General features: G+C 70.8%; 22 protein-coding genes. 2 read left to right on the top strand and 20 right to left on the bottom strand.

The annotated features are described in order from the left end of the window. Positions 1–53: 53 nt before the first annotated feature. Entirely contained in the window at positions 54–779 is a 726-nt protein-coding gene (locus VZL07_RS22465) for a DUF2652 domain-containing protein (protein WP_426749659.1), read from the top strand. Between the two features lie 15 nt (positions 780–794). On the opposite strand, the gene VZL07_RS22460 is transcribed toward VZL07_RS22465, so the two are convergent. The 3 genes from VZL07_RS22460 to VZL07_RS22450 all read right to left on the bottom strand — a co-directional run bounded on the left by VZL07_RS22460 (position 795) and on the right by VZL07_RS22450 (position 3,064). Next, the gene (locus VZL07_RS22460; protein WP_426749658.1) at positions 795–1,337 is read right to left on the bottom strand and encodes a DUF4334 domain-containing protein; all 543 of its coding nucleotides are present in this window, start codon (positions 1,335–1,337) and stop codon (positions 795–797) included. Further along, entirely contained in the window at positions 1,334–2,455 is a 1,122-nt protein-coding gene (locus VZL07_RS22455; RefSeq protein WP_426749657.1) for an NAD(P)-dependent alcohol dehydrogenase, read from the bottom strand. The genes VZL07_RS22460 and VZL07_RS22455 overlap by 4 nt, the downstream gene beginning before the upstream one ends. 69 nt (positions 2,456–2,524) lie before the next feature. Further along, on the bottom strand, positions 2,525–3,064 hold the full coding sequence (locus VZL07_RS22450; RefSeq protein WP_426749656.1) for a DinB family protein: 540 nt from the start codon (positions 3,062–3,064) through the stop codon (positions 2,525–2,527). A 78-nt stretch (positions 3,065–3,142) separates the two neighbouring features. Here VZL07_RS22450 and VZL07_RS22445 point away from each other — a divergent pair, with 78 nt between their 5' ends. Beyond that, positions 3,143–3,676 (top strand): O-acetyl-ADP-ribose deacetylase, encoded by a 534-nt coding sequence (locus VZL07_RS22445; protein WP_426749655.1) that lies wholly within the window; start codon positions 3,143–3,145, stop codon positions 3,674–3,676. A 66-nt stretch (positions 3,677–3,742) separates the two neighbouring features. Here VZL07_RS22445 and VZL07_RS22440 read toward each other — a convergent pair whose 3' ends face one another. From VZL07_RS22440 to VZL07_RS22360, 17 genes are all read right to left on the bottom strand, one after another. Then, entirely contained in the window at positions 3,743–4,021 is a 279-nt protein-coding gene (locus VZL07_RS22440) for a hypothetical protein (RefSeq protein ID WP_426749654.1), read from the bottom strand. Between the two features lie 131 nt (positions 4,022–4,152). Continuing rightward, positions 4,153–4,587: a GFA family protein gene (locus tag VZL07_RS22435; protein WP_426749653.1), complete on the bottom strand. Its 435-nt coding sequence runs from the start codon at positions 4,585–4,587 to the stop codon at positions 4,153–4,155. A 136-nt stretch (positions 4,588–4,723) separates the two neighbouring features. After that, complete coding sequence (locus VZL07_RS22430; protein ID WP_426749652.1) at positions 4,724–5,680, bottom strand: alpha/beta fold hydrolase; 957 nt, start codon at positions 5,678–5,680, stop codon at positions 4,724–4,726. A 27-nt stretch (positions 5,681–5,707) separates the two neighbouring features. Continuing rightward, positions 5,708–6,172 carry an RrF2 family transcriptional regulator gene (locus VZL07_RS22425; RefSeq protein WP_426749651.1) on the bottom strand — a complete coding sequence of 155 codons (465 nt, stop codon included), beginning with the start codon at positions 6,170–6,172 and terminating at the stop codon, positions 5,708–5,710. Positions 6,173–6,248: 76 nt separating this feature from the next. Next, on the bottom strand, positions 6,249–6,803 hold the full coding sequence (locus tag VZL07_RS22420) for a hypothetical protein (protein ID WP_426749650.1): 555 nt from the start codon (positions 6,801–6,803) through the stop codon (positions 6,249–6,251). Positions 6,804–6,857: 54 nt separating this feature from the next. Continuing rightward, complete coding sequence (locus tag VZL07_RS22415; RefSeq protein WP_426749649.1) at positions 6,858–7,781, bottom strand: hypothetical protein; 924 nt, start codon at positions 7,779–7,781, stop codon at positions 6,858–6,860. Between the two features lie 631 nt (positions 7,782–8,412). Continuing rightward, complete coding sequence (locus tag VZL07_RS22410) at positions 8,413–10,482, bottom strand: ArnT family glycosyltransferase (RefSeq protein WP_426749648.1); 2,070 nt, start codon at positions 10,480–10,482, stop codon at positions 8,413–8,415. 79 nt (positions 10,483–10,561) lie between these two features. Then, positions 10,562–11,860 (bottom strand): UDP-glucose dehydrogenase family protein, encoded by a 1,299-nt coding sequence (locus tag VZL07_RS22405; RefSeq protein WP_426749647.1) that lies wholly within the window; start codon positions 11,858–11,860, stop codon positions 10,562–10,564. A gap of 31 nt (positions 11,861–11,891) precedes the next feature. After that, complete coding sequence (locus VZL07_RS22400; protein WP_426749646.1) at positions 11,892–12,947, bottom strand: CgeB family protein; 1,056 nt, start codon at positions 12,945–12,947, stop codon at positions 11,892–11,894. Then, positions 12,944–14,059: a CgeB family protein gene (locus VZL07_RS22395; protein ID WP_426749645.1), complete on the bottom strand. Its 1,116-nt coding sequence runs from the start codon at positions 14,057–14,059 to the stop codon at positions 12,944–12,946. Before VZL07_RS22395 ends, VZL07_RS22400 begins: the two co-directional genes overlap by 4 nt. Further along, positions 14,056–15,195, bottom strand: coding sequence for a CgeB family protein (locus tag VZL07_RS22390; RefSeq protein WP_426749644.1), 1,140 nt, complete (start codon positions 15,193–15,195; stop codon positions 14,056–14,058). Before VZL07_RS22390 ends, VZL07_RS22395 begins: the two co-directional genes overlap by 4 nt. A gap of 20 nt (positions 15,196–15,215) precedes the next feature. Next, a complete protein-coding gene (locus tag VZL07_RS22385; RefSeq protein ID WP_426757352.1) occupies positions 15,216–16,313 on the bottom strand; it encodes a glycosyltransferase family 4 protein in 1,098 nt (365 codons plus the stop codon). A gap of 25 nt (positions 16,314–16,338) precedes the next feature. Then, positions 16,339–17,439, bottom strand: a complete 1,101-nt coding sequence (locus tag VZL07_RS22380; RefSeq protein WP_426749643.1) for an NAD-dependent epimerase/dehydratase family protein — start codon at positions 17,437–17,439, stop codon at positions 16,339–16,341. After that, positions 17,436–18,557, bottom strand: a complete 1,122-nt coding sequence (locus tag VZL07_RS22375; RefSeq protein WP_426749642.1) for an NAD-dependent epimerase/dehydratase family protein — start codon at positions 18,555–18,557, stop codon at positions 17,436–17,438. Before VZL07_RS22375 ends, VZL07_RS22380 begins: the two co-directional genes overlap by 4 nt. Positions 18,558–18,765: 208 nt before the next feature. Then, positions 18,766–20,571 carry an ABC transporter ATP-binding protein gene (locus tag VZL07_RS22370; RefSeq protein WP_426749641.1) on the bottom strand — a complete coding sequence of 602 codons (1,806 nt, stop codon included), beginning with the start codon at positions 20,569–20,571 and terminating at the stop codon, positions 18,766–18,768. Between the two features lie 94 nt (positions 20,572–20,665). After that, positions 20,666–21,664 carry a Gfo/Idh/MocA family protein gene (locus tag VZL07_RS22365; protein WP_426749640.1) on the bottom strand — a complete coding sequence of 333 codons (999 nt, stop codon included), beginning with the start codon at positions 21,662–21,664 and terminating at the stop codon, positions 20,666–20,668. Continuing rightward, positions 21,661–22,629 carry an MDR/zinc-dependent alcohol dehydrogenase-like family protein gene (locus tag VZL07_RS22360; RefSeq protein ID WP_426749639.1) on the bottom strand — a complete coding sequence of 323 codons (969 nt, stop codon included), beginning with the start codon at positions 22,627–22,629 and terminating at the stop codon, positions 21,661–21,663. The genes VZL07_RS22365 and VZL07_RS22360 overlap by 4 nt, the downstream gene beginning before the upstream one ends. Positions 22,630–22,965: the final 336 nt, after the last annotated feature.

Raw genomic sequence — 22,965 nt, 5'->3', positions numbered from 1 at the left:
GCGGTCGGTGAACCACGCCGAGCCATCGGCGAGCGTGGTAGGGTGCCAGCCGCATGGCGATCGAGAAGGCGCTTCTGCTCATCGCAGATATCGGCGGGTACACCCGCTTCATGAGCCATCACCGCTTCAGCCTGGCGCACGCGCAGGAGACGGTGGCGCAGCTGCTCGAGGCCGTCATCGACGCCTCCGGCCCGCTCAAGCTCGCCAAGCTCGAGGGGGACGCCGCCTTCTTCTACGCCGTGGGGGAGGACTTCCCCGCCTTCGCGCAGCAGGTGTCGAACATCCGCCGCGCCTTCCTGTCCCGGCGCGAGCGGTTCGTCGTCGACCGCATGTGCAAGTGTGATGGCTGCATGCAGGTGGGCGCCCTGACGCTCAAGTTCGTGGCCCATGCCGGCGAAGTCGCCTTCCAGCGCGTGAAGCACCTCACCGAGCTCGCCGGCGTGGACGTCATCCTCGTGCACCGGATGCTGAAGAACGACGTGCCCGTCTCGGAGTACGTCCTGATGACCGACGTGGTGCACCAGCGGCTCGCGCCGGAGCTGCGCCAGCTCACCTGCGGGCTCGAGCACGAGTTCGAGGGCGTGGGTCGGACGGCCACGCACTACCTCGACCTGAACACGTTCGCCCTGGCGCCTCCCGAGCCCCTGGGGCCCAGCCTGCCGCGCAAGCTCTGGGCCAAGCTGATGATGGAGCTGCGCTCGCTGAAGTACGTGCTGGGCCTCAAGCAGCCCTGCGAGGACTTCCGCAACGTCGAAGTCGTGGACGTCCAGAAGCCGTAGCCGGTGGCCGCCGGACTACGGCGTGCCCGCCCCGGCCCGCGTCCCCACGGCAGGCGCACGTTCGTCGCGCCGGAGCACGAAGAAGTACGGCGCCGCCATCCCCCGGGCGTCCATCACCCCGAGCACCGTGGACGCGTCGCCCTTGCGGAACACGTCGAGGATGGGCCGGTCGTCGTAGATCATCGTCGCGCTGACCTTTCCGCGGAACTCCGTCAGGCGCAGGCGGGCCTTGAACTGCGAGGTCTCCACCGCGGCGCGGTGTGCGCCCACGAGGCCACGAAGCTCCGGTGAGGGCCACTTCCGCGGGTCCACCGCGAACACCGACGCGCGGTCCTCCGTGAAGAAGAGCAGCGGGTGCACGCGCTCCTCATCGAGGAACTGCTTGCCGTACCAGCCGGTGGCACCGAGCATCCCGTCCATCGGGTGCCCTGTCTGCAGCTCACTGCCCTTCCACGTGCCACGCATGAAGGCGAGGTCCACCGTGGGCAGGCTGTCGAACAACGCGAGCGCGTCCTCGCCGCGGATGCGCCCCGACTTCACCACCTCGTCGAACGTCATGACCTCGCTCCTCCGTTCATGCACAGCACGGGCTTGATGACCGTGCGCATCTCCATGTCGTGCACCGCGTCGTTGATGGCCTCGAAGGCGTAGGGACGGCTCAGCTTCTCCACGGGGAACCGCCCCTCGCCATGCAGCGCAATCAGCCTGGGAATGAAGGTCTTCGGGTCGGCGTCCCCCTCCAGGATGCCCACCAGCCGCTTGCCGGAGAGCAGCGCCATCATCGACAGGGTGACCTCCGTCGCGCCGGGGCCTGGCAGGCCCAGCAGCCCACACGTCCCCAGGGGCCGCGTCACGTCGAACGCCTGGCGCAGCACCTGGGGCGAGCCGACACATTCCAGGGCGTAGTCCACTCCGCCCCGGGTGCGCTTGAGCATGGCCTGGGTGAGGCCGGGCTCGCTCGCGAGGAAGGTGTCCGTGGCGCCCAGCTCGCGCGCGAGCTCCAGCCGCGCCTCGCTGAGGTCCACCGCGAGGATGCGCGACGCGCCCGCCACGCGCGCCGCCATGATGGCCGCGAGCCCGACGGCGCCCGCGCCGAAGACGGCGAGCTGCTGCCCTGGCTGGCATTGGAAGGACGCGAGCACCGCGCCGGCGCCGGTCTGGAAGCCGCAGCCCAGCGGCGCGAAGAGAGCCAGGGGAGCCGAGGCGTCGACCTTCACCGCGTTGTGCTGGTGCGCGAGGACGTGCGTGGCGAAGGACGACTGATGAAAGAAGCTCGAGCGCACCGGCTCGCCGCGCCAGCGCATGGGCCAGGAGCCATCGGGCCGGGCACCCGACACGTTCGCCGCGACCCCTCGCTGGCAGTACGCCGGATGCCCCCGCTCACAGAGGCTGCACGCCCGGCAGGCGTAATAGCTGAGGACCACCGCGTCCCCCGGCGCGAAGCCCGTCACGCCCTCCCCCACGGACTCCACCACCCCCGCCCCCTCGTGGCCGAGCACGGCGGGGAACGGGAAGCGGGCCGCCCCCGCGCGGTAGGTCAGGTCCGTGTGGCAGATGCCGCTCGCCACCACCCGCACCCGCAGCTCCCCTGCTCCAGGCGGCTCGAGCTCGACCTCATCGATGATGAAGGGACCCTTCACTGACTCCAGCAGCGCGGCACGCACCGGAAGACCCATGGCCCCATACTATTGGCGCTCTGCCAACAATGTCTCCCCCGAAGGGGACTGACCGCGCGACGCGCCGTGTCAGGCGCCTGTCGTGCCCGTGGGTGCCACGGCCAGGACGAACCGGGCGTAACCGATTTCCGCCGCGTTCTTCATCAGCTCCAGGTTGGCCCAGGCCACGATGTCTCCGAACGGCTTGCCTTGCAGTGGCCAGCGCGTTCGTTCAGTCGACCGCAGGTCCTCGTCCGTGAGGCGCTCGATGGCCGCGCGCCACTCGGCGTGGAGGCGGTTCACCCAGGCCCGCACCTCGTCGGCGGTGCCCGGCCAGTCCACGTGCTCCCTTGCCAGGGTCGCGTCTCCGAAGGAGTGGTTGTGCACCATGGACCACCAGAAGCCGAGGTGCCACGTCAGCCACGCGACACTCGCGGGCCCCAGGTCGTAGCCCTCGTGCTCGGGCCAGTCCGCACGCCAGCGCCCATCCTCGCCGCGATGCACATGCAACCCCTGACGCCCAGGCCGCCGGAGGCACTCCTCCGTCGTCACGCCCTCCAGGTGGTAGCACGTGAGCGCCCAGGCAATGTCGAGCTGTCCAAGGAGTGTGTCTCTGAGAAGATTGGCCATGGGCATGATGATAGAGGGGTTCTTCCTGAGCCAGGCGAGCATTGCCTGTTCACACGCACAGGAACGATGGAGGGCACCATGGGTGACGAGCGGTTGGAGCTGATGCGCGGGGACATCACCCTCATCCAGGCGGACGCGATTGTGAACGCAGCCAACGCCTCGCTGACAGGAGGCGGTGGCGTGGACGGGGCCATCCACCGCGCGGCCGGCCCCGGGCTCCTGGCCGAGTGCCGCACGCTGGGCCGGTGTCCTCCGGGACAGGCGCGCATCACCCGCGGCTACAACCTGCCCGCGGCCCATGTCATCCATGCCGTGGGGCCCGTGTGGCAGGGCGGCGGCAGTGGAGAGGAGTCCCTGCTCGCGAACTGCTATCGAAGCGCCTTCGCCTTGATGGAGCAGCACGGGCTGCGCACCATCGCCTTTCCCTCCATCTCCACCGGCGCCTACGGCTACCCCATCGAGCGGGCCTCGCGAATTGCCCTGCGAGAGATTCTCGCCGCGCTCAAGCGGATGCCGTCGCTCCAGCGGGTGACCGTCGTGCTCTTCAGCGACCGGGACCTGGACGTGTATCAGCGCGCCCGCCCCGCGCTGGAGAGCGCATCCGCGTCCTGACACGCCGACGGCCACTGGCCTGGCTGAAGCCGCCCCCAGGCCAGCGGCCCAGCCCTCCCCACCGCGTCAGAAGCAGTGGCTGTTGCAGTACGGCTGGCCGCTCGGCTGCGTGCAGCACACCTGGGAGGTGTTCGCGCACGCACCGTTGATGCACGGAGGGCGGCAGAGCCCTTCGTCATCACGCAGGAAGGCACACACGGTGTTCCCCGGGCACTCCCACGTGCCGTACTCACACGCCAGCCCCTGGGTGCTGCTCTCCAACGCATCGGGCGTTTCGGCGACATCCGTACCGCACGCCGTGAGCCCCAGCGCGCACACCGCCACCACAGACAGAATTCGGAACATGGGGACCTCCACAGACTGAGACAAGGAAGGTGGGATTATACGGATGCAACGGGCGCATCCTGCAATCCGGGCCCCGAGCCCTCTCGCTGCGTCGGCAAAATCCAGGAGCGCTGCATCAGCGCGGCGGGAGCTCAGGTCCCCTGCGGCTCGATGTACTCCACGTTGGCAATCCAGTTGCGCTTCCGGCGCGCGAGGCGCGTCGCCGTGTCCTCGCCGTCGAAGACACCCGCGCTGCGGCGAATCCGCGCCGGGTCGACCCCTTCGAAGGCATTCACGTTGACGACGGCAAAGAGCTGTCCGTCGATGCGGCTCGTCACCACGGGCACGATGCCGCACCGGCTGCAGGTGTGAAACTCCGCGGTCTGCGTCCCGAAGGAATACCGGGAGACGAGCGAGGGGTCCTGAACCACGACCCTGAGCGCGCCGCTGGGATTCGAGGTCCACACGCCCCCGTGCTTGGTACAGAACGAGCAGCCACAAGCCCGAGCGGGAATCTCGTCGGGAGCGGGCTCCCAGACGAGCGTGAAAGACAGATTGCCGCAGTGGCACTTCCCAGGAATCACCATGAGCGCAGCCTCCATTCCAGCGGCGCTCACCTATACCCCATTCGCCCCGGGGCGCCACCGCATGAGAGGGCTTGCAGCACAGCTGCGGCGCCCCGAGAGCGGCACACTTTCCCGGAGCGCGGTGGACGCACGGTGCTCAGGCGGGCAGCTTCTTCAGGAAGGCCAGCAGCGCTGCGTTCACCTCGGACGCCCGCTCCTGCTGAATCCAGTGGCCCGCGCCCGGCACGACGAGGATGTCCTCGAGGTTCGGCACCAGGGCCTTCATGGCATCGACGGGGGAGAACGCCCGCACCGGGTCCTTCTCCCCGATGATGAAGAGCGCGGGCTGCTTGATGGTCGCCGTCGCCAGCTCCGGGAGCTCCTGCCAGTCCCGGTCCATGTTGCGATAGCGGTTGAGGCTCCCTCGGAATCCGCTGCGGGAGAATTCGCTCGCGAAGTACGCGAGGTCCTCCTCCGTGAGCCAGTCGGGCAACGTCGCCGGCGTGTCGAGGCCGGTGAGGAACCGGTCGCCCTTCTTCTTGGCCTGCACGGCGCTGGCCGTCACATCGAAGCCAGGCGTTCCGGCGAAAATCGTCCGGACCGTCTTCGGAACGTCCGCCTCGAACTCCGCCTCGGCGACACCCGGCGTCTGGAAGTAGAGGATGTAGAACCACTTCTCGCCGAACATGCGCTCGAAGAGCTGCGTCGGCGGCATGGGCGCACGCCCCAGATGGGGAACGCTCATCCCCACCACCGCGCGGAAGCGGTCGGGATGGAGGGCGGCACAATTCCATGCCATCGCCGAGCCCCAGTCGTGACCGACCACGACCGCCGTCTGCTCACCGAGGGCGTCGAGCAGGCCGACCGCGTCGCCCATCAGGTGCTTCATGCTGTACGCCTCGACCGGCTCCGGCTTGTCGCTGCGGCCATAGCCGCGAATGTCCGGCGCGACGGCGCGGTAACCCGCCTCCGCGAGCGCATGGAGCTGATGGCGCCACGAATACCAGGACTCCGGCCAACCATGCAGGAGCAGCACGAGCGGCCCCTGGCCGGCCTCCGCGACGTGAAGGTGAATGCCATTCGTCCTGACGGTGTGATGTTTGATGTCGGCCATGTCGCGCGCTCCCGGCTTTCAGTGGGTTCAAGGAAAGGGAGATACGGACCGGCCACGCTTCTTCGCCGTGCGGGGCTGGCTGCGGCGCACCCGGCGCCCCAGGTCCGCCACCGTCGTCCCGTGAAGGCGCTGCATGAGCAGCGCCGCGGCCTCGTCGAGCGACTCCTGGAGCGAGCGATTGACAACCTGCTCCACCAGACAGCCCGGACTCTCGTCCCGAGGCCCGATGCCGAAGAGCGCTGGCGTCCCGAGGGCGACGTACACGTCGCCCAGCGTCACGGTGTCGAGCGTGCGTGCGAGTGACCATCCACCCCCATGCCCCTTCACCGACGTCAGGATGCCCGCCTTCCGCAGCCCGGCCATGGTCCGCCGGACCACCACGGGGTTGGCCTTCAGCAGCCGGCCCATCACCTCTGACGTCACCACGCCCCCCATGTCCTCCATGTGCAGGAGGACATGCAAGGCGACTGAGAGCCGGCTGTCGCGTCTCATGCCACTTCATATGTGACATGAGACGCTGACAGTCAAGCGGGCTCAGCAGGAGGGACGTTCAGGAGGGAGGTAGGGCTCAGTAGGCGACCACGCCGTTGGGGAGCAGCAGGCGGTGGCTTCCCATGTCCACGAGGGAGCGGGCCACATCGAGCTGCACCACCGCACGGCCGCGCAGCGCCAGCTCGTGCACGGGCGCCTCGAAGGTGACCGGCGCCACGGTGGCGTCGACGAGGCCGGCCTTCTCCGCCTGGGCGTAGCCCCCGAGCCCCTCGAGCTGGAGCATCACGCGGACGCGCTCCACACCTTCCGGTACGTAGAAGTGGGCCACCAGGGGCGCGTGGTTGGCGACCGCCACGTCCACCCGGTCAGCCGCCAGCTCCACCTTGAGCGGCTTGCCATCCGCGGTGACGCGGACGGCCCCGATGGGGAGCTCCAGCTTGTCGAAGCCTTCCACCGCGGAGCCGCGGAGCCGCAGCTCGAAGCGCCGTCCGTCCGCGGTCTCCACGGGCGGAGTCTGCTCGGTGGGCGTGGGGTTCTGGTCGTGGACGGAGCTGAGCCGAGCGCCGTCGCCTCCGCAGGCAGTCAGGGCCAGGGCCGCGGAAACACATGTCGACAACATGATCTTCTTCATGGCGTGTCTTTCCTTGAATTTCGAGGGATGGATTGGAAATGAATCAGAAGTGGCTCAGGGCGAGCAGCTCTGGCCGGAGTTGGACGTCGGGTCGACCGCGATGGCCTGCGCGGTCTGCGGCGTGGACGGGCCAGGGATGAAGCTCGGGGGGAACGGGAACGAGTCGCAGCCGTTGTTGAAGTCATCCACGGGGTCGATGAGCGACGAGATGAGGCTGCAGTTGGTGGTGTTCAGCGCGGCGACCGCGTCCGTGAGGAGCGACGACGGGGTGGGCGTCGCGCCGAACAGGCGCTGGTTGCAGATGCCCACCAGCGTCTGGCGCGCGAGCAGGAAGCGGAGCCGGTCCAGCTCGCTGCGCATCCCGCCCTGCGGGTACATGGCCGGGCTGCCCCACAGGATGCCCTCGGCGGCGGGCAGCGTGGAGATGGTCCCGATGGCGCCCAGGTTGATGGGGCCCTGCGCCAGGCACTGCGTGACGGCGAGGATGTGGGTGCTGAAGAAGCCCAGCGTCCGCGTCGCAGCGGTGCACGCAGGCGGTTCGTCCTGCTCACACGTCAGGCGCGCCGTGCAGTAGGACGACCCCAGGTCGAACGTCACGGTGAACACGTTGTCGATGTGCGTGTCCGCCAGGCCGTCCTGCTCCGCGAGGGCGATGCAATCCTCGTAGCTGTCAATCTCGAGCGCGAAGTTCGACGTCAGCGAGCCGTTGACGGGGATGCTGACCGGCGGCGTCGGCGTGAACATGAACCCCTCGCTGGACAGCACGTCATCCGTCGCCGTCAGCAGGATGGAGGGCAACGTGGGGTGCACGTTGGTGACCTCGAAACTGTAATTGGCCGTGTATGGAAAGGAATCGGCCACGGCCACCCGCTGCCCATTCACCCGCTTCTCGCAAATCAGGTCATGGGCGCTTGCGACGCCGCTGCCGCCCATCGCCACCGCACAGACAGCCGCGACCCAATTGCGCTTCTTCTGCATCCGCATTGTTTCGACCTCGTTCAGGAGCCACCAAGGCTCGGGCGCGGTGTTTTCACTGTTTGTGCCATCAGCGGGAACAAGCGAGGCGACAAGCCCCTGACACAAGGATTCCCCAATGGAGGTAGGTGTTACGCCCTTCCTCGCGTCGTGGGGAAATCCGCGCCCCATTGTGGGGAGCCGCCCGGCGCGACCGGAGCAATGTCGCGGCTTCGCGAGGAGGGCAAAGGGTTCACCCGCGACCGCCGCGCACCCAGGTGACCATGGCAAACGCTTCCCATGGCCCTGCAGATGCCTCCCATGGTGAAGTCACTGCACCCGACAGGAGGCGGCCCCGAGGGACGAGCGGTGAGCACGTCATCGCCGTGGCGGGACTGGCCCACATCGTCTTCAATCGCGGGCGGCGCTACCGGGAGGTGGCACGCGACGGCGCCTACGTCGCGGAGCCCTGGCGAGGACTTCCAGGCGCCCCGCGGCGGTCCGGGCTGCTGCCGGATGGACGGCTCTTCGTGCCGTGCCTGGGGGAGACGTCGTCATCACCCGGAGGGCGACACCCAGCTCGCGACGCCTCGAGACGTCCCCGTCGAGCCGAGCGACGCACGGCCGGAGCCGTAAGCCGACGCTCCCCGCCGATTCACGCGTCTGGCAGGGAGAGCGCGACGCGCTGGCCGCTGCTCCCCAGCTCCAGGTGCGTCACACCAGAAGCGGGTGGCCCCAGCACGGGCACGATGAACCAGTCCGCGCGCCGCAACGCGGTGTCCTTCCGTATCGCGGCGCCGGGCTCCAGCATGCGCTCGACGCTGCCGTCCGGTCCCTGGAAGACCACCCTCAACGAGCGGAGGGTGCCGTGCGAGCGAACGTAGAAGGCGTACTGGTCACGCCCGGCGCCGGCGTGGCCCGCCGCGACGCCGAGGACCTCCATGTCGCCTTCACGGAACGACAACGGCGTGACGCCCTCCGGGAGCGGCGCCGGCGTGGGGCGAGGTGCCTTCAAGTCATAGGCGCGGAGCGCGGCGGACGCCGGCACGCCAGGAACCGGGGCATAGCGCTCCGCCAGAGGGGAGACCAGATAGGGGTGGTAGTCGCGGCGATGGGCCGCCGCCGTGTCCGGTGCTCGCCGATACGCCATGCGGTTGCTCCAGAACATGAGGCTCAAGTACTCCATGGAGCGAGGCACGTCCGAGTCATGGGCCAGGAAGAGCACGCTCCGCTCCGGCGTGGCCCTGGCGAGCGCCTGTCCCACCTCACGTGAGTAGCTGATGTACAGCTCGTCCAGGTGGTCCGCCACGTAGCGCGCCCGCGCCAGGGGAAAGGTCACGGCCAGGACCCAGGCCACCGCGACCGTCCCCAGAGCGCCCAGGCCCGTGAAGGCCCACGGCAGCCTCCGCGACAGGCGCAGGGACAGCAAAACGACGAGCAGCGCCGCGATGGCGGACAGGAGGACGCCCTCGGCGAGCCCAGGGGTGGAGCGTGTCTGGGCCAGGAAGGTGGGAAGCGCCGCGCGCACGCGTCCCATGCGAGGCAGGTGTTCGAGGAGCCAGGGCGTCGACACGCCCACCAGCAAGGCCGCCGCGAGCGCGGGGTGGCGTCTGGCGTCCGCGCCCGCGATGGCCAGCGCGGCCAGGACCGCCGGAACCGCGCCCCAGGCAATGGCTGGCACCTTCACCACGCTCAACGAGAGGACGAGCCACGTCGCCCCGACCCACAGCGCGAGCCCCACCACCTCCAGCTCGCGCTTGCGCACGGCGCGCACCAGCAGCCACACGAAGGCGAGCAGCGGCACCACCGCCGGCAGCGGCGCGAAGCTGATGATGTTCACCTCGTTGAGGAGGGCGTCCACCGGCCGGTGCCAGGGGCCCACGTCCACCGTCGGGTCGGCGAAGAGGTGCGCGCGGGTGACGCGCGACTCCAGCTCATGGAGCTCGGGCCAGCGCCACGCGGAGTAGAGGCTCCAGGGCGCGACCACCACCACGGCCGTGCCCACCATGGCGGCCACCGTGCCGAACCGGGGGCCCTCACAGAAGCGCAGCCGTCCCAGGCCCCACAGCGTCGCCGCGATGCCCAGCGGCGTCAGCGCGAGCCCTGTCTTGCACAGGAAGCCCAGCCCCACCACCCCACCCGCCGCCATCCCCCACCGCCAGGAGCCCCGCCGCGTGGCATGGAAGAGCAGCGCCACCGCGACGGCGTTGCAGCCCGTCAGCGTGCAGTCCGTCACGTCCCCGAACATGCGCCCCTGGACCAGCTGCCAGCCGAAGGGCATCGCCAGGAAGCCCGCGGCCCCCAGCACGGCCCAGAAGCGCCCGGTGGGCCGCCTCAGGATGAGGTAGATGGCCACCGCCGCGGCCAGGTGCCCCAGGAGCGAGCCCAGCCGCAGCGCCAGCGGCGTCACGCCCACGATGTGCATCATCAGCGCCCCGAACCAGAACGGGCCCGTGGGCTTGTGCATCCAGATGTGCGCGGCCCACCAGTGCCGGATGTCCACAGGATAGAGCGGGTCCTTGTAGATGTGCGGCGTGAAGAAGGTGTCGTGCGTGCCGCGCGTGGCGGCCTGGTGCATCGCCTCATCCCACATGTAGATGGCGGGATGGGCCAGGTGTGGCGCGAGCTGGGTGAGCCCCCAGACGACGATCAACGCGATGAGCAGCCCATCGAGTTTCGTCCGGAAGACCTCCTGAGGAACGGCGTGCGGGGCGTCGGTGCGCATCGGGGCAGGAGCGCGGGATACCACCACGAACGCCCTGGAGCCACCAACCCACGACCGCGGGCGGTCGGCCGAGAGCCCCTCAGTCGCGCCCGATGCCGATGTACGTGAAGCCCTCGCTCCGAGCGAGCTGCGGGTCGAGCACGTTGCGGCCGTCGAAGATGATGGGTCGGCGCATCAGGCTCCGCAGGCGCTTGAGGTCGGGGCGGCGGAACTCGTTCCACTCGGTGACCAGGAAGATGCCGTCCGCGCCCTCGGCGGCCTCGTAGCAGGTGGGCGCGTAGGCAACCCGCTCCCCGAAGTACTGACGCGCCACGGGCCCCGCGACCGGATCATGGCACTGCACGCGCGCGCCCTTGCCGAGCAGCCCCTCGATGAGCTCCACGGAGGGCGCCTCCCGCATGTCGTCCGTCCTCGGCTTGAAGGCCAGCCCCCACACGGCGAAGGTGTGGCTGTCGAGGGAGCCGTAGAACTTCAGCGCCTTGGTGAGCAGGCAGCGCTTCTGCCGGATGTTGGTGCTCTCCACGGCCCGCAGCAGGTCCAGCTCCACGCCCACGTCGCGCGCGGTGGACATCAGGGCCCGCACGTCCTTGGGGAAGCAGCTGCCACCGTAGCCGATGCCCGGGTAGAGGAACGCGTAGCCGATGCGGCGGTCGGCGCCCATGCCCTTGCGCACCATGTCCACGTTGGCGCCCACGCGCTCGCACAGCAGCGCCATGTCGTTCATGAACGAGATGCGCGTGGCGAGCATCGCGTTGGCCGCGTACTTGGTGAGCTCCGCGGAGTGCGGGTCCATGAAGAGGATGGGGTTCTCCGTCCGCACGAAGGGGGCGTACAGGTCCGCCATCAGCTTGCGCGCCCGCTCGGAGGACGTGCCGATGACGACCCGGTCCGGCTTGAGGAAGTCGTCGAGCGCGGCGCCCTCCTTGAGGAACTCGGGGTTGGACACCACGTCGAAGGCCACGTCCGTACAGCGGGCCACCGCGGCGCGCACGTGGTCCGAGGTGCCGACGGGCACGGTGCTCTTGTTCACGATGACGGTGTAGTGGCGCAGCGCCCGGCCAATCTGCTCGGCGGCGGAGAGCACGTACTGGAGGTCCGCCCCACCCCGCTCCGACTGCGGCGTGCCCACCGCGATGAAGACCACCTGCGAGGGGGACACCGCCTCGGCCAGGAGGTCCGTGAAGCGCAGCCGCCGCGCGGCCATGTTGCGCCGCACCAGCTCCTCCAGGCCTGGCTCGTAGAGCGGCAGCGCTCCGCGCCGCAGCGCCTCCACCTTGCGTACATCCAGGTCCACGCAGGTGACGTCATGCCCCGACTCCGCGAAGCACGTGCCCGCCACGAGGCCCACATATCCGGTTCCGATGATGGCAATGCGCATGGTGATGTCTCTCCCCGCTCGCGGAGGCCCCCTACGCGCTCGAGACGTAGTCCTCCAGGGTCCGCGCGCGATGCTCCGCCGTGTGCTCCGCCAGCACGCGCTGCCGCGCACGCTGGCCCATGGCCTGACGCTCCTGCTCCGGGACGTCCCGGAGGTAGCGCAGCGTCTCGTCGGCCGAGCGCGAGATGAAGAGCTCCCGCCCGGGTTCGAAGAAGGTGTCCAGCCCGGCCCAGTCATCGCTGATGACGGGCACGCCGCACGCGGCGGCCTCGAAGAGGCGCACGCTGGGCGAGTAGCCTGCTCGCACCATGTCCGCGCGGGTGACGTTCAAGGTGAAGCGCTGGGCGTTGTAGAAGGCCGGATGCTCCGGCGGCGCCAGGTGCTCCAGGCGGGTGACGTTGCCCGGCCAGTGGAGGTGCTCGGGGTACTGAGGCCCCGCGACGGCGAAGCGGCCCTCCGGCCAGGCCCGCGCGGCGTCTAGCATCAGCCGCTCCAGCACCGGCTGCCGGTCCTCGCTGTAGGTCCCCAGGTACCCGAGCGCCCAGCGCGGCTCGCACGGCGCCGGGACGTGCAGCTCCGGGTCGCAGCTGCAGTAGAGCGGCCGCGCCGCCGGAGCGCCCAGCTCCCGCTCGATGCGCGCCAGCGTGGGCCCTCCGGTGAAGGACAGGTAGAGCCGGTAGCCCGGGATGAGCTCCGGCCGCAGGTACTCACAATCCCCCCGCGCCAGCCGTGCCAGCGTCACCGGCGTGTCGATGTCATAGAAGGCGGTGATGCCCCGCGCCGTCCGCTGCACCCAGGCGCCCACCTCCACGCCCTGGGGGACGTAGGAGCCCACCACCACCAGGTCGGCCCGGCGCACGCTCTCCGTGAAGCGCTCGGCCAGGTCGTCGAGGCCTGCATACAGCTCGGTCCGGCCGTGCGGTGGGTGGGGCAGGTCCCGGTTGGCCGCGTACCAGGGCACGTCGCGCTCCAGGAACAGGACGTCGTGCCCCCGCCGCTCCAGCCCACGCACCAGCCCCCGGTAGGTGGTCGCGTGGCCATTGCCCCAGCTCGAGGTGATGGACAGTCCGAGGATGACCACGTTCATGCCACGCACTCCTGGGTCGCGCTGACAGGCTCGGCACGAAGCCCCAGCGCCGCCTCCACCTGCGAGACGCGGTGCATGTACGTGTGCTCGGCCCGCACGCGCCGGAGCGCGGCCTGACCGATTCGCCGGGCTTCGGGCCCCGTCAGCCGGCGGACGTGCTCGGCCACGTCCTCGCCGGAGCGCGCGACGAGGACCTCCCGGCCCGGCTCCAGGAACAGCTCCACGCCCTCGAAGGCATCGGTGATGAGGCACGCACCGGCGCCAGCCGCCTCGAACACGCGCGTGGCGGGCGAGAAGCCGAAGCGCGCCATGCTGTCCCGGTGGATGTTGAGCACCGCCCGTGCGGAACAGTTCAGCGCGTTGTGTTCGTGCGTATAGACGTGGCCCAGGTTCGTCACGTTGGCCGGCAGGGGCCGCGCGTCCCAGCCGCTCCCCCCCAGCAGGAAGCGCGCGTCGGGGAGCCGCTCCGCGGCGTGGAGGAAGAAGGACTCCACCCGCGCCTCCCGGTCCGGCAGCCGGTTGCCCAGGAAGGCCAAGTCCCCCACGAAGCGGGCCTCCGCCGGCGCGGGGTGGTGCGTGGTGGGGTCCAGCGCGTTGTAGATGGGCACGCACCGCCGCGCGCCCAGGGCCCGGTAGGCGGACACCACCGGCGCTCCGCCCCCGTAGGTGAAGACGTGGTCGTACCGGGGAACGAGCGCCCGGAGCGGGTCCGCGGGATTCTGCTCCAGGCGCTCCAGCGTGGCGGGCGCGTCCACGTCCCAGAACACCACCTGGGTGTCCGGGCGCCGCTGGTCGAGCACCCGCGCCTCCAGCAGGGCGTCGAACACGCCGACGCCGCTGGCCTTCACCACCACGTCCGCCTGGCGCGCCTCCTCCAGGCACCGCTCCACGTCCGCCGTGCCCTGCTCGGAGTAGACGACCACCCGCGCCCAGTCCGGGTCCGCCATGTCGCGGTGCTGCTGCCGTCCGAAGGCATCCGGCTCGTAGAAGGTCACCTGGTGCCCCCGCGCGTGCAGCGCGCGGATGAGGCCCCGGTAATAGGTCGCCGCGCCGTTCCAGTAGGCGGAGACGAGACTGGAGCCGAAGAAAGCGATGCGAAGTCCCCTGCTCATGCGGTGACCCTCCCCCGTGGCATTGGCCCCGCCTCCGTGGCGTGGGGCGCCAGTGACGCGTGAATGCGCAGCAGCTCGTCCACCCGGTGCGCGCAGGTGTGGCGGGCCAGCACCGTGCGGCGCCCGTGCTCGGCGAGCGCGCGGCGCAGGTCCGCGTCCGCCAGCAACGCGCGCAGGTGGCTCCGCATCCGCGCTCCGGTGTCCGCGACCAGGTAGTCGCTCCCCGGTGTGAAGAGGCCCTCCGCGTCCTCCCACGGCGCGCTCACCAGGGGAATGCCGCAGGCGAGCGCCTCGAAGGGGCGGATGGTGGGGATGCCTGGCAGGGACGTGGCATAGGGCCGCCGGGGAACGTGAAGCGTCACACGGGCGCGGGCGAAGGCCTCGGGGACCCGGTGGTTGGGCAGCCACCCCGCGTAAGCCAACCCCGCTGCGGCCAGCGCCTCACGGGCGTCAGCCGGATAGCGCACGCCATGGACGCGCGCCTTCAACCCGAGCGCCCGCACCGGGCGCAGCAGGAACTCGTGCAGCTCCGCGGTGCGCTCCTCGTCGCCCCAGTTGCCAATCCAGACGACGTCGGCCTCCGGCTCCACCTCGGGCCTCGGGTGGAACACCCGCGTGTCCGCGGCCTCGTGCCAGGTCCACGCCCGCCGGGCCCAGCCCTGCTCCAGGTAGAGCCGGCGGAGGATGTCGCCAAAGGCGAGCACGCCGTCGTAGTGGGTCAGCTCGTAGCGGGCCATCTCCTCCCGAGCGCTCACCCCACGATGATGCGTGTCGTGGAACAGCAGGCGGAAGGCCGCGCCCGCCTTGCGGCGTTCGCCCAGGCGGCGCACCAGCTCCGGGGCGCTCCACTCGTGGACGACGACGAGGTGGGCCCCCTCCAGCGCGCGGTCCAGGTCCAAGGACTCCAACACGTACTGCTCCGGGCGCACCCGCGGATAGACGTGGCGGACCTCCTCCAGCACGGCCTCGCCGCGCGGCTCCGCCAGCAGGTTGCGCAGGCTCCAGGCATCCGCGGGCTCGAAGACACGGACGTCGTGGCCGCGCAGCGCCAGCTCCGTCACCACTCCGCGCAGGAAGTGCGCGTTGCCGTGGTTCCAGTCCGACAGGAGCGAGTGGCAGAAGAAGACGATGCGCATTCGCGAGGGCCCTCCCGTCCTCAAGGCGCGCCGAGCGCGAGCCCGGCTTCGGGCCGCACCGGCCGCGCCCAGAGCGTCGCGTACAGCCGCAGGTAGTCCTCGGCCATGCGGCGCGGGTTCAAGGTCAGCGCGCGGGCACGGGCCCGGGCGGCCATGCGCTCCCGCCGGGACGCGGCGTCCAGGAGGCCTCGCAGCTCCCGCGCCAGGCCCTCCAGGTCGTCCGGATGCACGAACACCGCGGCGTCCGCCCACACCTCCCGGAGGCTGGGGATATCGCCGAGCACCAGCGCGCACCCCGAGAGCGCGGCCTCCAGCGCCGACAGTCCGAAGGGCTCGTAGCGCACCGGCAGGGCGTAGATGGCGGCGCGGCTCATCCACCCGGCGAGCGCTTCCGGCGAGAGCTGCCCCAGCGGCTCGGTGTTCCGCGCACGGGCCACCTTGCCGCCCCCCGGGTGCCGCGTCTCTCCCGCGACGCGCACGGGACAGGACAACCGCGACGCCACCGCCTCCAGCGCCGCCAGGTTCTTGGCCTCGTCCCACAGCCGGCCCGCGGCGAGGACGAAGCGCTCCTTCGGCGCCGCGAAGAAGGCCTCTGCCCGGCGCGCATTCGGGATGACGCAGCTGGACGGCAGCGGCCCGTAGTGCCGTTCGAGGGAAGCGAGCATCGCCGCGCTGGGGGCCACCACCCTGTCCACCGCGCGCAGCCCGCGCCGGACCTCGCGCCGGTAGCGCGCGTAACGCGCGGGCGCGGGAGTCCCCAGCACCGCCTCCCACCACGAGAGGACGCACGAGTGGGCCACCACCACCGACGGCACCCGCCAGGGCAGCGCGCCATGGGCGTAGCCGTTGAGGTGGATGACGTCCGGCGCCAGCCGGTCCTCCAGCGCCAGCAGCCAGTCGCCCGAGGCACGCACGTCCTCCCACGGGTCGTCCATCCACTCCAGGCGGTAGGTGCTTTCGTGGAGCCGCAGCCCGGGGACCTCGCGCGCCGCCTCGGCCTGCATCGCCGTCACGGGCTCGCCCATCGTCGCCAGGTCCACCTGGACCTCCGCTTCGGCGAGGGCCCGGCAGAGCTCCAGCGCGTAGGTCCACACGCCCCCGACGGTGTCGGTGGTCATCAGGACGCGGCGGACGGGACGCCCCCTAGCCAGCGTGGACTTCACGTGCCTCTCCCAGCCCGGACGCCGCCGGCCGTTCGCGCACCAGGGTCCGCAGCCAGTCGTGGAGCCGGTCCACGCCCTCGCGAATCCCCACCTGGGGTGCCCACCCCGTGGCCGCCTGGAACTTCCGGGTGTCGGAGACGTAGTAGCGCTGGTCTCCGGTGCGCCAGTCCTCGAAATGGACCGTGGGCCGCAGGCCGGTGCGCTGCGTGAGGAGGCTCAGCAGCTCCAGCAGGCTCACCGCGCGCCCGGGGCCTCCACCGATGTTGAAGGCCTGTCCCTTGAGCCGCCCGATGTGCTGCTGCGCCAGGCTCAGCGCCCGCACCAGGTCCCCCACGTCGAGGATGTCGCGCACCTGCTTGCCATCGCCGTAGAGCGTGAGCGGCTGGCCTTCGAGCATGCGCAGGAGGAAGTGCGCCACCCAGCCCTGGTCCTCGGTGCCGAACTGCCGGGGGCCGTAGATGCAGCTCATCCGGAACACCACCGTCCGAAGGCCGTAGGCCCGCGCGTAGTCGAGCACGTACTGGTCGGCCGCGCCCTTGGAGCAGCCGTAGGGGCTCTCGAAGTCCAGCGGGCAGCCTTCGTCCACGCCCTGGCTGCGCACGCGCGCGTCCCGGGGCTCGTAGCGGCTGGGGCCCTGGACGAGCTCCAGCCCCGGCATGCCCCCGTAGACCTTGTTGGTGGAGGTGAAGACGAGCGAGGCGGGGCGCTCCATGGCCCGCAGGGCCTCCAGCACGTTCAGGGTGCCACCCGCATTGACCTCGAAGTCGGTGACGGGGACCTCCAGGCTGGTGGTGACGGCCACCTGCGCCGCGAAGTGGAAGACGTGGCTGGCGCCGAGCACGGCCTGCTTCACCGCGTACGCGTCCCGCACGTCCGCCGTCATCACCTCCAGCCGGGAGCCATGACGCGCCTGAAGCCAGCGGAGGTTGTGCACCACGCCCGGCCGCGTCAGGTTGTCGACGACGCGCACGTGCCGTCCCGCGGACAGGTAGTGGTCCGCCAGGTTGGAGCCGATGAAGCCGGCACCACCGAAGATGACCGTCCTGCCCCCTTCCTCCTTCCACGGTTCCGCCGCGCTCATACGGTCAACCCTCGCGCCTCGAGCTCCGCGCGCGCCTCGGCCACGCGGTCCATCGCCACCTGGTCCTCGAGCCACGACGCCAGCTCCGTGAGCCCGTCGTGGAAGGAGACCTGGGGTGCGTAACCCAGCAGGTCGTGCGCCAGGGAGATGTCCGCGAAGCAGTGGCGGATGTCGCCCATCCGATAGCGGCCCGCCACCGCGGGGCGGAGCGCGGGCCGACCCATCACTTCGGCGAGCGCCAGTGCCACCTCCCGAACGGTGATGGCCCGGCCACTGCCCACGTTGATGACCCGTGACGCCGCGTCCTCCGCCTCCAGCGCCAGCACGCACGCCCGTGCCACGTCCCGCACGTTGACGAAGTCGCGCTGCTGCAGCCCGTCCTCGAAGAGGAGCGGCGCCCCTCCGTTGAGGAGCCTGGCGCCGAAGATGGCGAGCACGCCGGTGTAGGGATTGGAGAGCGCCTGCCGCGGGCCGTAGACGTTGAAGAACCGCAGCGCCACGGTGGGGATGCCATAGGCGCGGCCCAGGATGAGGCACAGCCGCTCCTGGTCGAACTTCGACAGCGCATATACGGACGAGAGGTCGGGCGGCTTGGACTCCGGCGTCGGCACCGGCGTCAGCGGCTCGCCGTCGGGTCCCTCCAGCTCCCACCTGCCTCGCTTGAGCTGCTCCAGCGACCGCTGTTCGCGGGTGACGAGGCGTCCATCCGGAGCGCGCAGGAGCCCCTCGCCGTAGACGCTCATGCTGGAGGCCACCACCAGCCGCTCGACCGGGTGGCCGATGAGGGCTTCCAGCAGCACGGCCGCGCCCAGGTTGTTCACCGAGGTGTAGTGGGCCACCTCGTACATGCTCTGGCCCACGCCCACCGCCGCGGCGAAGTGGTACACGGCGTCGACGCCCTCGAGGGCGCGGCGGACGGTGTCGCGGTCGCGCACGTCGCCCACCATGAGCTCGACGTCCGGGGACAGATAGGCCGGACGCCGCCGGGCCTCACCGTGGACCTGGGGCACCAGCGCATCCAGGGCCCTCACGCGATGGCCACGCGCCAGGAGCGCATCCGCCAGGTGCGAGCCGATGAAGCCCGCGCCTCCCGTAATGAGAATCTGCTTCTGCGTCATGTGCCCCCCGGCCCATGCAGGCGTTGGATGCGCGTCGCGGATGACCTCCACGCATGTTGAAGGTAGCCACCACACCTGTTGGTGCTAGCCATCTGCTACCGACGTTCATCCCGGTCAGGCGCCTGCACGCGCCCCAGCACGCCGCGGGCCGGCGCCCGGGGGAGCGCCTCCCTCATGGCTGCTCACGAGCCGCCAGGGTGGCGGGCCCCTACGCGGCCACGGGCGTGGACGCCGGCGGCACCGGCGACGCGGGCAGCTCGGGGAGCAGCCCCCGCGTCTGCTTGCGCACGAGCGAGGCGTAGTAACCGTCCCGGCGCATCAGCTCCACGTGCGTCCCCTCCTCGATGATGCGGCCGTCCTTGAGCACCAGGATTCGGTCCGCGTTCACCACCGTGGAGAGCCGGTGCGCGATGGCGAAGGTGGTCCGGCCCTTCATCAGCTCGCCGAGCGCGTCCTGCACCAACGCCTCGCTCTCCGCGTCGAGCGCGCTGGTGGGCTCGTCGAGGATGAGGATGGGCGGGTTCTTCAGCAGCGAGCGTGCGATGGCGATGCGCTGCCGCTCACCGGCGGACAGCCGGCTGCCGCGCTCGCCCACCAGCGTGTCGTAGCCCTGGGGGAGGTTGCGGATGAACTCGTGCGCGTGCGCCGCCCGCGCCGCGGCCTCGATTTCCGCCTCCGAGGCGTGGGGCCGCCCGTAGGCGATGTTCGCGCGCACGCTCTCGTTGAAGAGCAACGCGTCCTGGAGCACCACGCCGATGTGGCGCCGCAGCGACAGCTGCTTGAGCGTCCGGAGGTCGCTCCCGTCGACGCGCACGACGCCCTGGTCCGGGTCATAGAAGCGGCACAAGAGGCTCATCAGCGTCGTCTTGCCCGCGCCGCTGGGCCCCACCAGGGCCACCGTCTCGCCGTGGCGGACGTGGAGGGAGATGCCGTTGATGAGCGGCTGGCCGGCGCCCGAGGGATAGGCGAAGTGGACGTCCTCGAACGTCACGTCACCGCGCATGTGCGTGACTTCCCGAGCGTCCTCGGCGTCGCCCAGCGAGTCCTGCGCGTCGAGGATGGAGAAGACCTGACGGATGGCCACCGACGCCGTCCGCAGCGTCTTGTACACGCCGCTCAGCCCCTGCACCGGGCCGAAGAGGCCGCCGATGTAGCCCAGGAACGCCACCAGCGTTCCCACGGTGAGCTGTCCCTTCATCACCAGCAGGCCGCCCATGCAGATGGAGGCCACGCGCGCGATGAGGACGGTGGTATTCTGGCCAGCCGTCACCGCCGAGTCGAAGGCCACGCCCCGCGTGACGACCGCGTTGGCGTCCTGAACCCCATGCAGGAAGCGCTGCTTCTCCCGCTCCTCCATGGCGAAGCTCTTCACGGTGATGATGCCGGAGAGCACCTCGTTGAAGCGGGCGTAGATTTGCGTCCACCGCTCCAGCAGCGACTCCTCGCGCCGCGCCTGCACGGGGGCGGCGCGCCGGGCGATGAGCACGGGCAGCGGCGCGAAGGCCAGGGCCAGCATCGCCAGCCGCCAGTCGAGCTGGAACATGACGCCCACCGCGATGCACAGGTACACCGCGGCGGGGATGACGTTGAAGGTGAGCTCGGTGATGGCGCCCACGAAGCCCTGGAGCCCGCGGTCCATCCGCGTCATCAGCGCGCCCACGCCCTCCTGCCGGTGGAAGCTGAGCGGCAGCCGGTGCAGCCGCGTCACGGTGGCCTCGTTGAGGGCGAAGTGCACCTGGATGCGGGTGCGCCAGGTGAGCCAGTTGGAGGCGGCTCCCAGCGCCTCGCGCGCCAGCCCCATGAGCACCAGCAGCCCCACGCCCACCAGCACGGGCTTCGTGGCGTCGGCGCTGCCCAGGTGGTCGAAGATGCTCTTGAGGACCAACGGCTCCAGGGCGTTCAGGCTCGCGGAGGTCAGGACGAGCAACAGGATGAAGGCGATGGTGCGACGGTAGGGCCGCAGGTAGCCCAGCGCTCGCCACATCGCGCCGCGTGAGACGGGAGGAGTCTGCATGGTCCGACGAGGAACGGCGTGTCCCGCCCGCCCCTTCCGTCAGTCCGCGGGGCCCGACACCTCCGCGTCTCGGGAGACGGGCATGCGGACGCTCTCAGGCGTAGAGGCTGTCGAGCACCTCGGCGACCCGGACCAGTTGCTCGTTCTCCGGCGTGAAGCGCTCGCCCTGGGCCAGACGGGTGGCCCAGTCCACGGCGGCCCGTCCGCCCCAGCCATCCGGGGGCTCGGCGAGCCGCTCACGCCCGGTGCCCCGGAAGGCGTCGGCCGTGAAGTCGTAGAACGAGCCATTCACGTTGCGGAACGCCGCGCCGCCGTCCGTGCCATAGAACGAGGCTTCAATCACCGCGTCGCAGCCCGCCGACAGCTTCCAGGAACAGGCGAGCTGGACGGCGGTGCCTCCCTCCAACTCCAGCAGGGCGGCGGCGTAGTCCTCCACGGCCGTGTCGCGGCCACGCACCGGACGCCCCTGGGCGAAGCGCTGGCTGCTCACCCTGCGGACGGCGGGGAAGTCGAGCACCCACAGCGCCAGGTCCACCAGGTGGATGCCCAGGTCCATGACGCAGCCGCCGCCCGCGAGCGCCGGCTCGTAGAACCACGGCTTGTCCGGACCATAGGCGTTGTGGAAGACGAGGTTGACGGCGTGCACGTGCCCCAGCGCGCCGGACTGGTGGTGCGCTCGCAGTCGGCGCAGCCCCTCCGTGAAGCGGTAGCTGAAGTCCACGCCGAGCAGCACGTCTGCCTGGCGCGCGGCCTCCACCACGCGCCGGACCTCGTCCGCCGTGCGGCCCAGCGGCTTCTGGCAGAACACCGCCACCCCGCGCTCCAGCGCCTGGATGGACTGCTCCGCGTGGACGGCGCTGGGCGTGGCGATGACGACGCCGTCCGGAGCCAGCGCGAGCAGCGCGTCCAGGGAGTCCACCCGCTCACAGCCTGGCGCGAGCTTCCTCGCCTCCTGGGCGGCGGCATCCGAGGGGTCCACCACGCCCACCACGTCCACGGCCACATCGCGGACCAGGGCCTCCATCCGGTGGCGGCCAATCCACCCCACGCCCAGGAAGCCGAGCCGGGGCCGGTGCCGGGTTGGCGTGCTCATGGGGTGACCAGGGCCTTGAGGAAGCCGTCCGGGCGGGAGCGCAGGGCCTCGAAGGCGCGGCCGAGCTCGTCCAGGCGGAAGTGGTGGGTGAAGAGGGGATAAGGGTCGAGCGCGCCAGAGGCCACGGCCTCCACGGCGAGCCGGATGCCTTCCACGTAGACGCGCGGGTCCCGCTCATGGGCGTTGATGACGTCCAGGCCACGCCAGTTCCACAGCTGCATGTTCACCTGGCGGGGACCGTCCTGATGGTAGCCCGCGATGACGAGCCGTCCCCGCTCGCGGGTGAGCTCGCCGGCGAGGTCGAGCGGCCACTGCGTCCCGACGACCTCGATGACCCTGTCACAGAGGGCGCCCTGGGTGAGCGCCTTCACACGCTCGATGATGCGGCCATGGTCGTCCAGGGGGATGCACTCGGTGGCGCCGTAGGCGCGGGCCAGCTCCAGGGCGAAGGGGCGCCGGGAGATGGCGATGACCCTCGCCCCCGCGTTCGCCGCGAGCCGCGTCACCACCGCGCCCAGGAAGCCGATGCCGATGATGGCCACCGTCTGCCCCGCCTGGAGGTCGCTGCGGCGGAAGATGTTCATGCCGCACCCCAGCGGCTCCCCGGGAAAGGGCTTGCCCTCGAGCGAGGGCGGGAGCACCACCGCCGACGACGCGTCCACCACGTCGTACTCCGCGAAGGCCGCCGAGGAGAGCGTGGCCACCCGGTCCCCCACGCGAAGCCCCGTCACGCCGCTGCCCAGCGCATCCACCACGCCCCAGCCCTCATGGCCCGGAGTGCCGGGCCGCAGCGGGTACTGGAACCAGTCACGTCCTTCCCAGGTGGGCAGGTTGGAGCCACAGACGCCGCAGCCCTCCAGCCGCACGCGCACCGCGCCCGGACCGGGCTCGGGCCGGGCGATGTGGTCCACCCGCGTCCGTCCAGGCCCGGCGACGACCGCCGCCCGCATCATTCCGTCCGCCATCCCGCTCCTCCCGTCCCGGGTGTGCTCCTGCCGTTCTGTGTCGCCGTCAGCGCCCAGGCAACCCGCCCCGTGGGACGTGCCGGGCGGCCGTGGACCGCAGAACGTCCCTGGCCTCCGGCGGATGACACGTCACGCGCCCTGTGTCCTGGCGCTGACGCCCGCGCCGGCGCACGGCGGGCCGGGTGCCGCGTCACCGCGCGCGGAGCGCCACGGGGAACGCCTGGGCTTGCGGATGACCGTGAGCCCGCTGGCCTGACGAACCCGTGAACGGATGCCGTCCCTGGCGTGGCCCTCCCTATCTTCCATGGACGACGGCACCGGCAGCGTGGGGAGGCA

This window comes from Pseudomyxococcus flavus (assembly GCF_050038885.1).
Classification (GTDB): Bacteria; Myxococcota; Myxococcia; order Myxococcales; family Myxococcaceae; genus Myxococcus; species Myxococcus flavus.
The sequence above is the reverse complement of the archived record's forward strand: the minus strand, read 5'-3'. Positions and strand labels throughout refer to the sequence as shown.

Coding starts and splice junctions, on each gene's coding strand:
- VZL07_RS22420 (WP_426749650.1), bottom strand. CDS start 6,803: ATGAAGAAGATCATGTTGTCGACATGTGTTTCCGCGGCCCTGGCCCTG.
- VZL07_RS22440 (WP_426749654.1), bottom strand. CDS start 4,021: ATGTTCCGAATTCTGTCTGTGGTGGCGGTGTGCGCGCTGGGGCTCACG.
- VZL07_RS22435 (WP_426749653.1), bottom strand. CDS start 4,587: ATGGTGATTCCTGGGAAGTGCCACTGCGGCAATCTGTCTTTCACGCTC.
- VZL07_RS22465 (WP_426749659.1), top strand. CDS start 54: ATGGCGATCGAGAAGGCGCTTCTGCTCATCGCAGATATCGGCGGGTAC.
- VZL07_RS22360 (WP_426749639.1), bottom strand. CDS start 22,629: ATGGCGGACGGAATGATGCGGGCGGCGGTCGTCGCCGGGCCTGGACGG.
- VZL07_RS22425 (WP_426749651.1), bottom strand. CDS start 6,172: ATGAGACGCGACAGCCGGCTCTCAGTCGCCTTGCATGTCCTCCTGCAC.
- VZL07_RS22455 (WP_426749657.1), bottom strand. CDS start 2,455: ATGGGTCTTCCGGTGCGTGCCGCGCTGCTGGAGTCAGTGAAGGGTCCC.
- VZL07_RS22375 (WP_426749642.1), bottom strand. CDS start 18,557: ATGACGCAGAAGCAGATTCTCATTACGGGAGGCGCGGGCTTCATCGGC.
- VZL07_RS22445 (WP_426749655.1), top strand. CDS start 3,143: ATGGGTGACGAGCGGTTGGAGCTGATGCGCGGGGACATCACCCTCATC.
- VZL07_RS22430 (WP_426749652.1), bottom strand. CDS start 5,680: ATGGCCGACATCAAACATCACACCGTCAGGACGAATGGCATTCACCTT.
- VZL07_RS22415 (WP_426749649.1), bottom strand. CDS start 7,781: ATGCAGAAGAAGCGCAATTGGGTCGCGGCTGTCTGTGCGGTGGCGATG.
- VZL07_RS22395 (WP_426749645.1), bottom strand. CDS start 14,059: ATGAGCAGGGGACTTCGCATCGCTTTCTTCGGCTCCAGTCTCGTCTCC.
- VZL07_RS22385 (WP_426757352.1), bottom strand. CDS start 16,313: ATGACCACCGACACCGTCGGGGGCGTGTGGACCTACGCGCTGGAGCTC.
- VZL07_RS22410 (WP_426749648.1), bottom strand. CDS start 10,482: ATGCGCACCGACGCCCCGCACGCCGTTCCTCAGGAGGTCTTCCGGACG.
- VZL07_RS22370 (WP_426749641.1), bottom strand. CDS start 20,571: ATGCAGACTCCTCCCGTCTCACGCGGCGCGATGTGGCGAGCGCTGGGC.
- VZL07_RS22365 (WP_426749640.1), bottom strand. CDS start 21,664: ATGAGCACGCCAACCCGGCACCGGCCCCGGCTCGGCTTCCTGGGCGTG.
- VZL07_RS22400 (WP_426749646.1), bottom strand. CDS start 12,947: ATGAACGTGGTCATCCTCGGACTGTCCATCACCTCGAGCTGGGGCAAT.
- VZL07_RS22450 (WP_426749656.1), bottom strand. CDS start 3,064: ATGGCCAATCTTCTCAGAGACACACTCCTTGGACAGCTCGACATTGCC.
- VZL07_RS22460 (WP_426749658.1), bottom strand. CDS start 1,337: ATGACGTTCGACGAGGTGGTGAAGTCGGGGCGCATCCGCGGCGAGGAC.
- VZL07_RS22405 (WP_426749647.1), bottom strand. CDS start 11,860: ATGCGCATTGCCATCATCGGAACCGGATATGTGGGCCTCGTGGCGGGC.
- VZL07_RS22380 (WP_426749643.1), bottom strand. CDS start 17,439: ATGAGCGCGGCGGAACCGTGGAAGGAGGAAGGGGGCAGGACGGTCATC.
- VZL07_RS22390 (WP_426749644.1), bottom strand. CDS start 15,195: ATGCGCATCGTCTTCTTCTGCCACTCGCTCCTGTCGGACTGGAACCAC.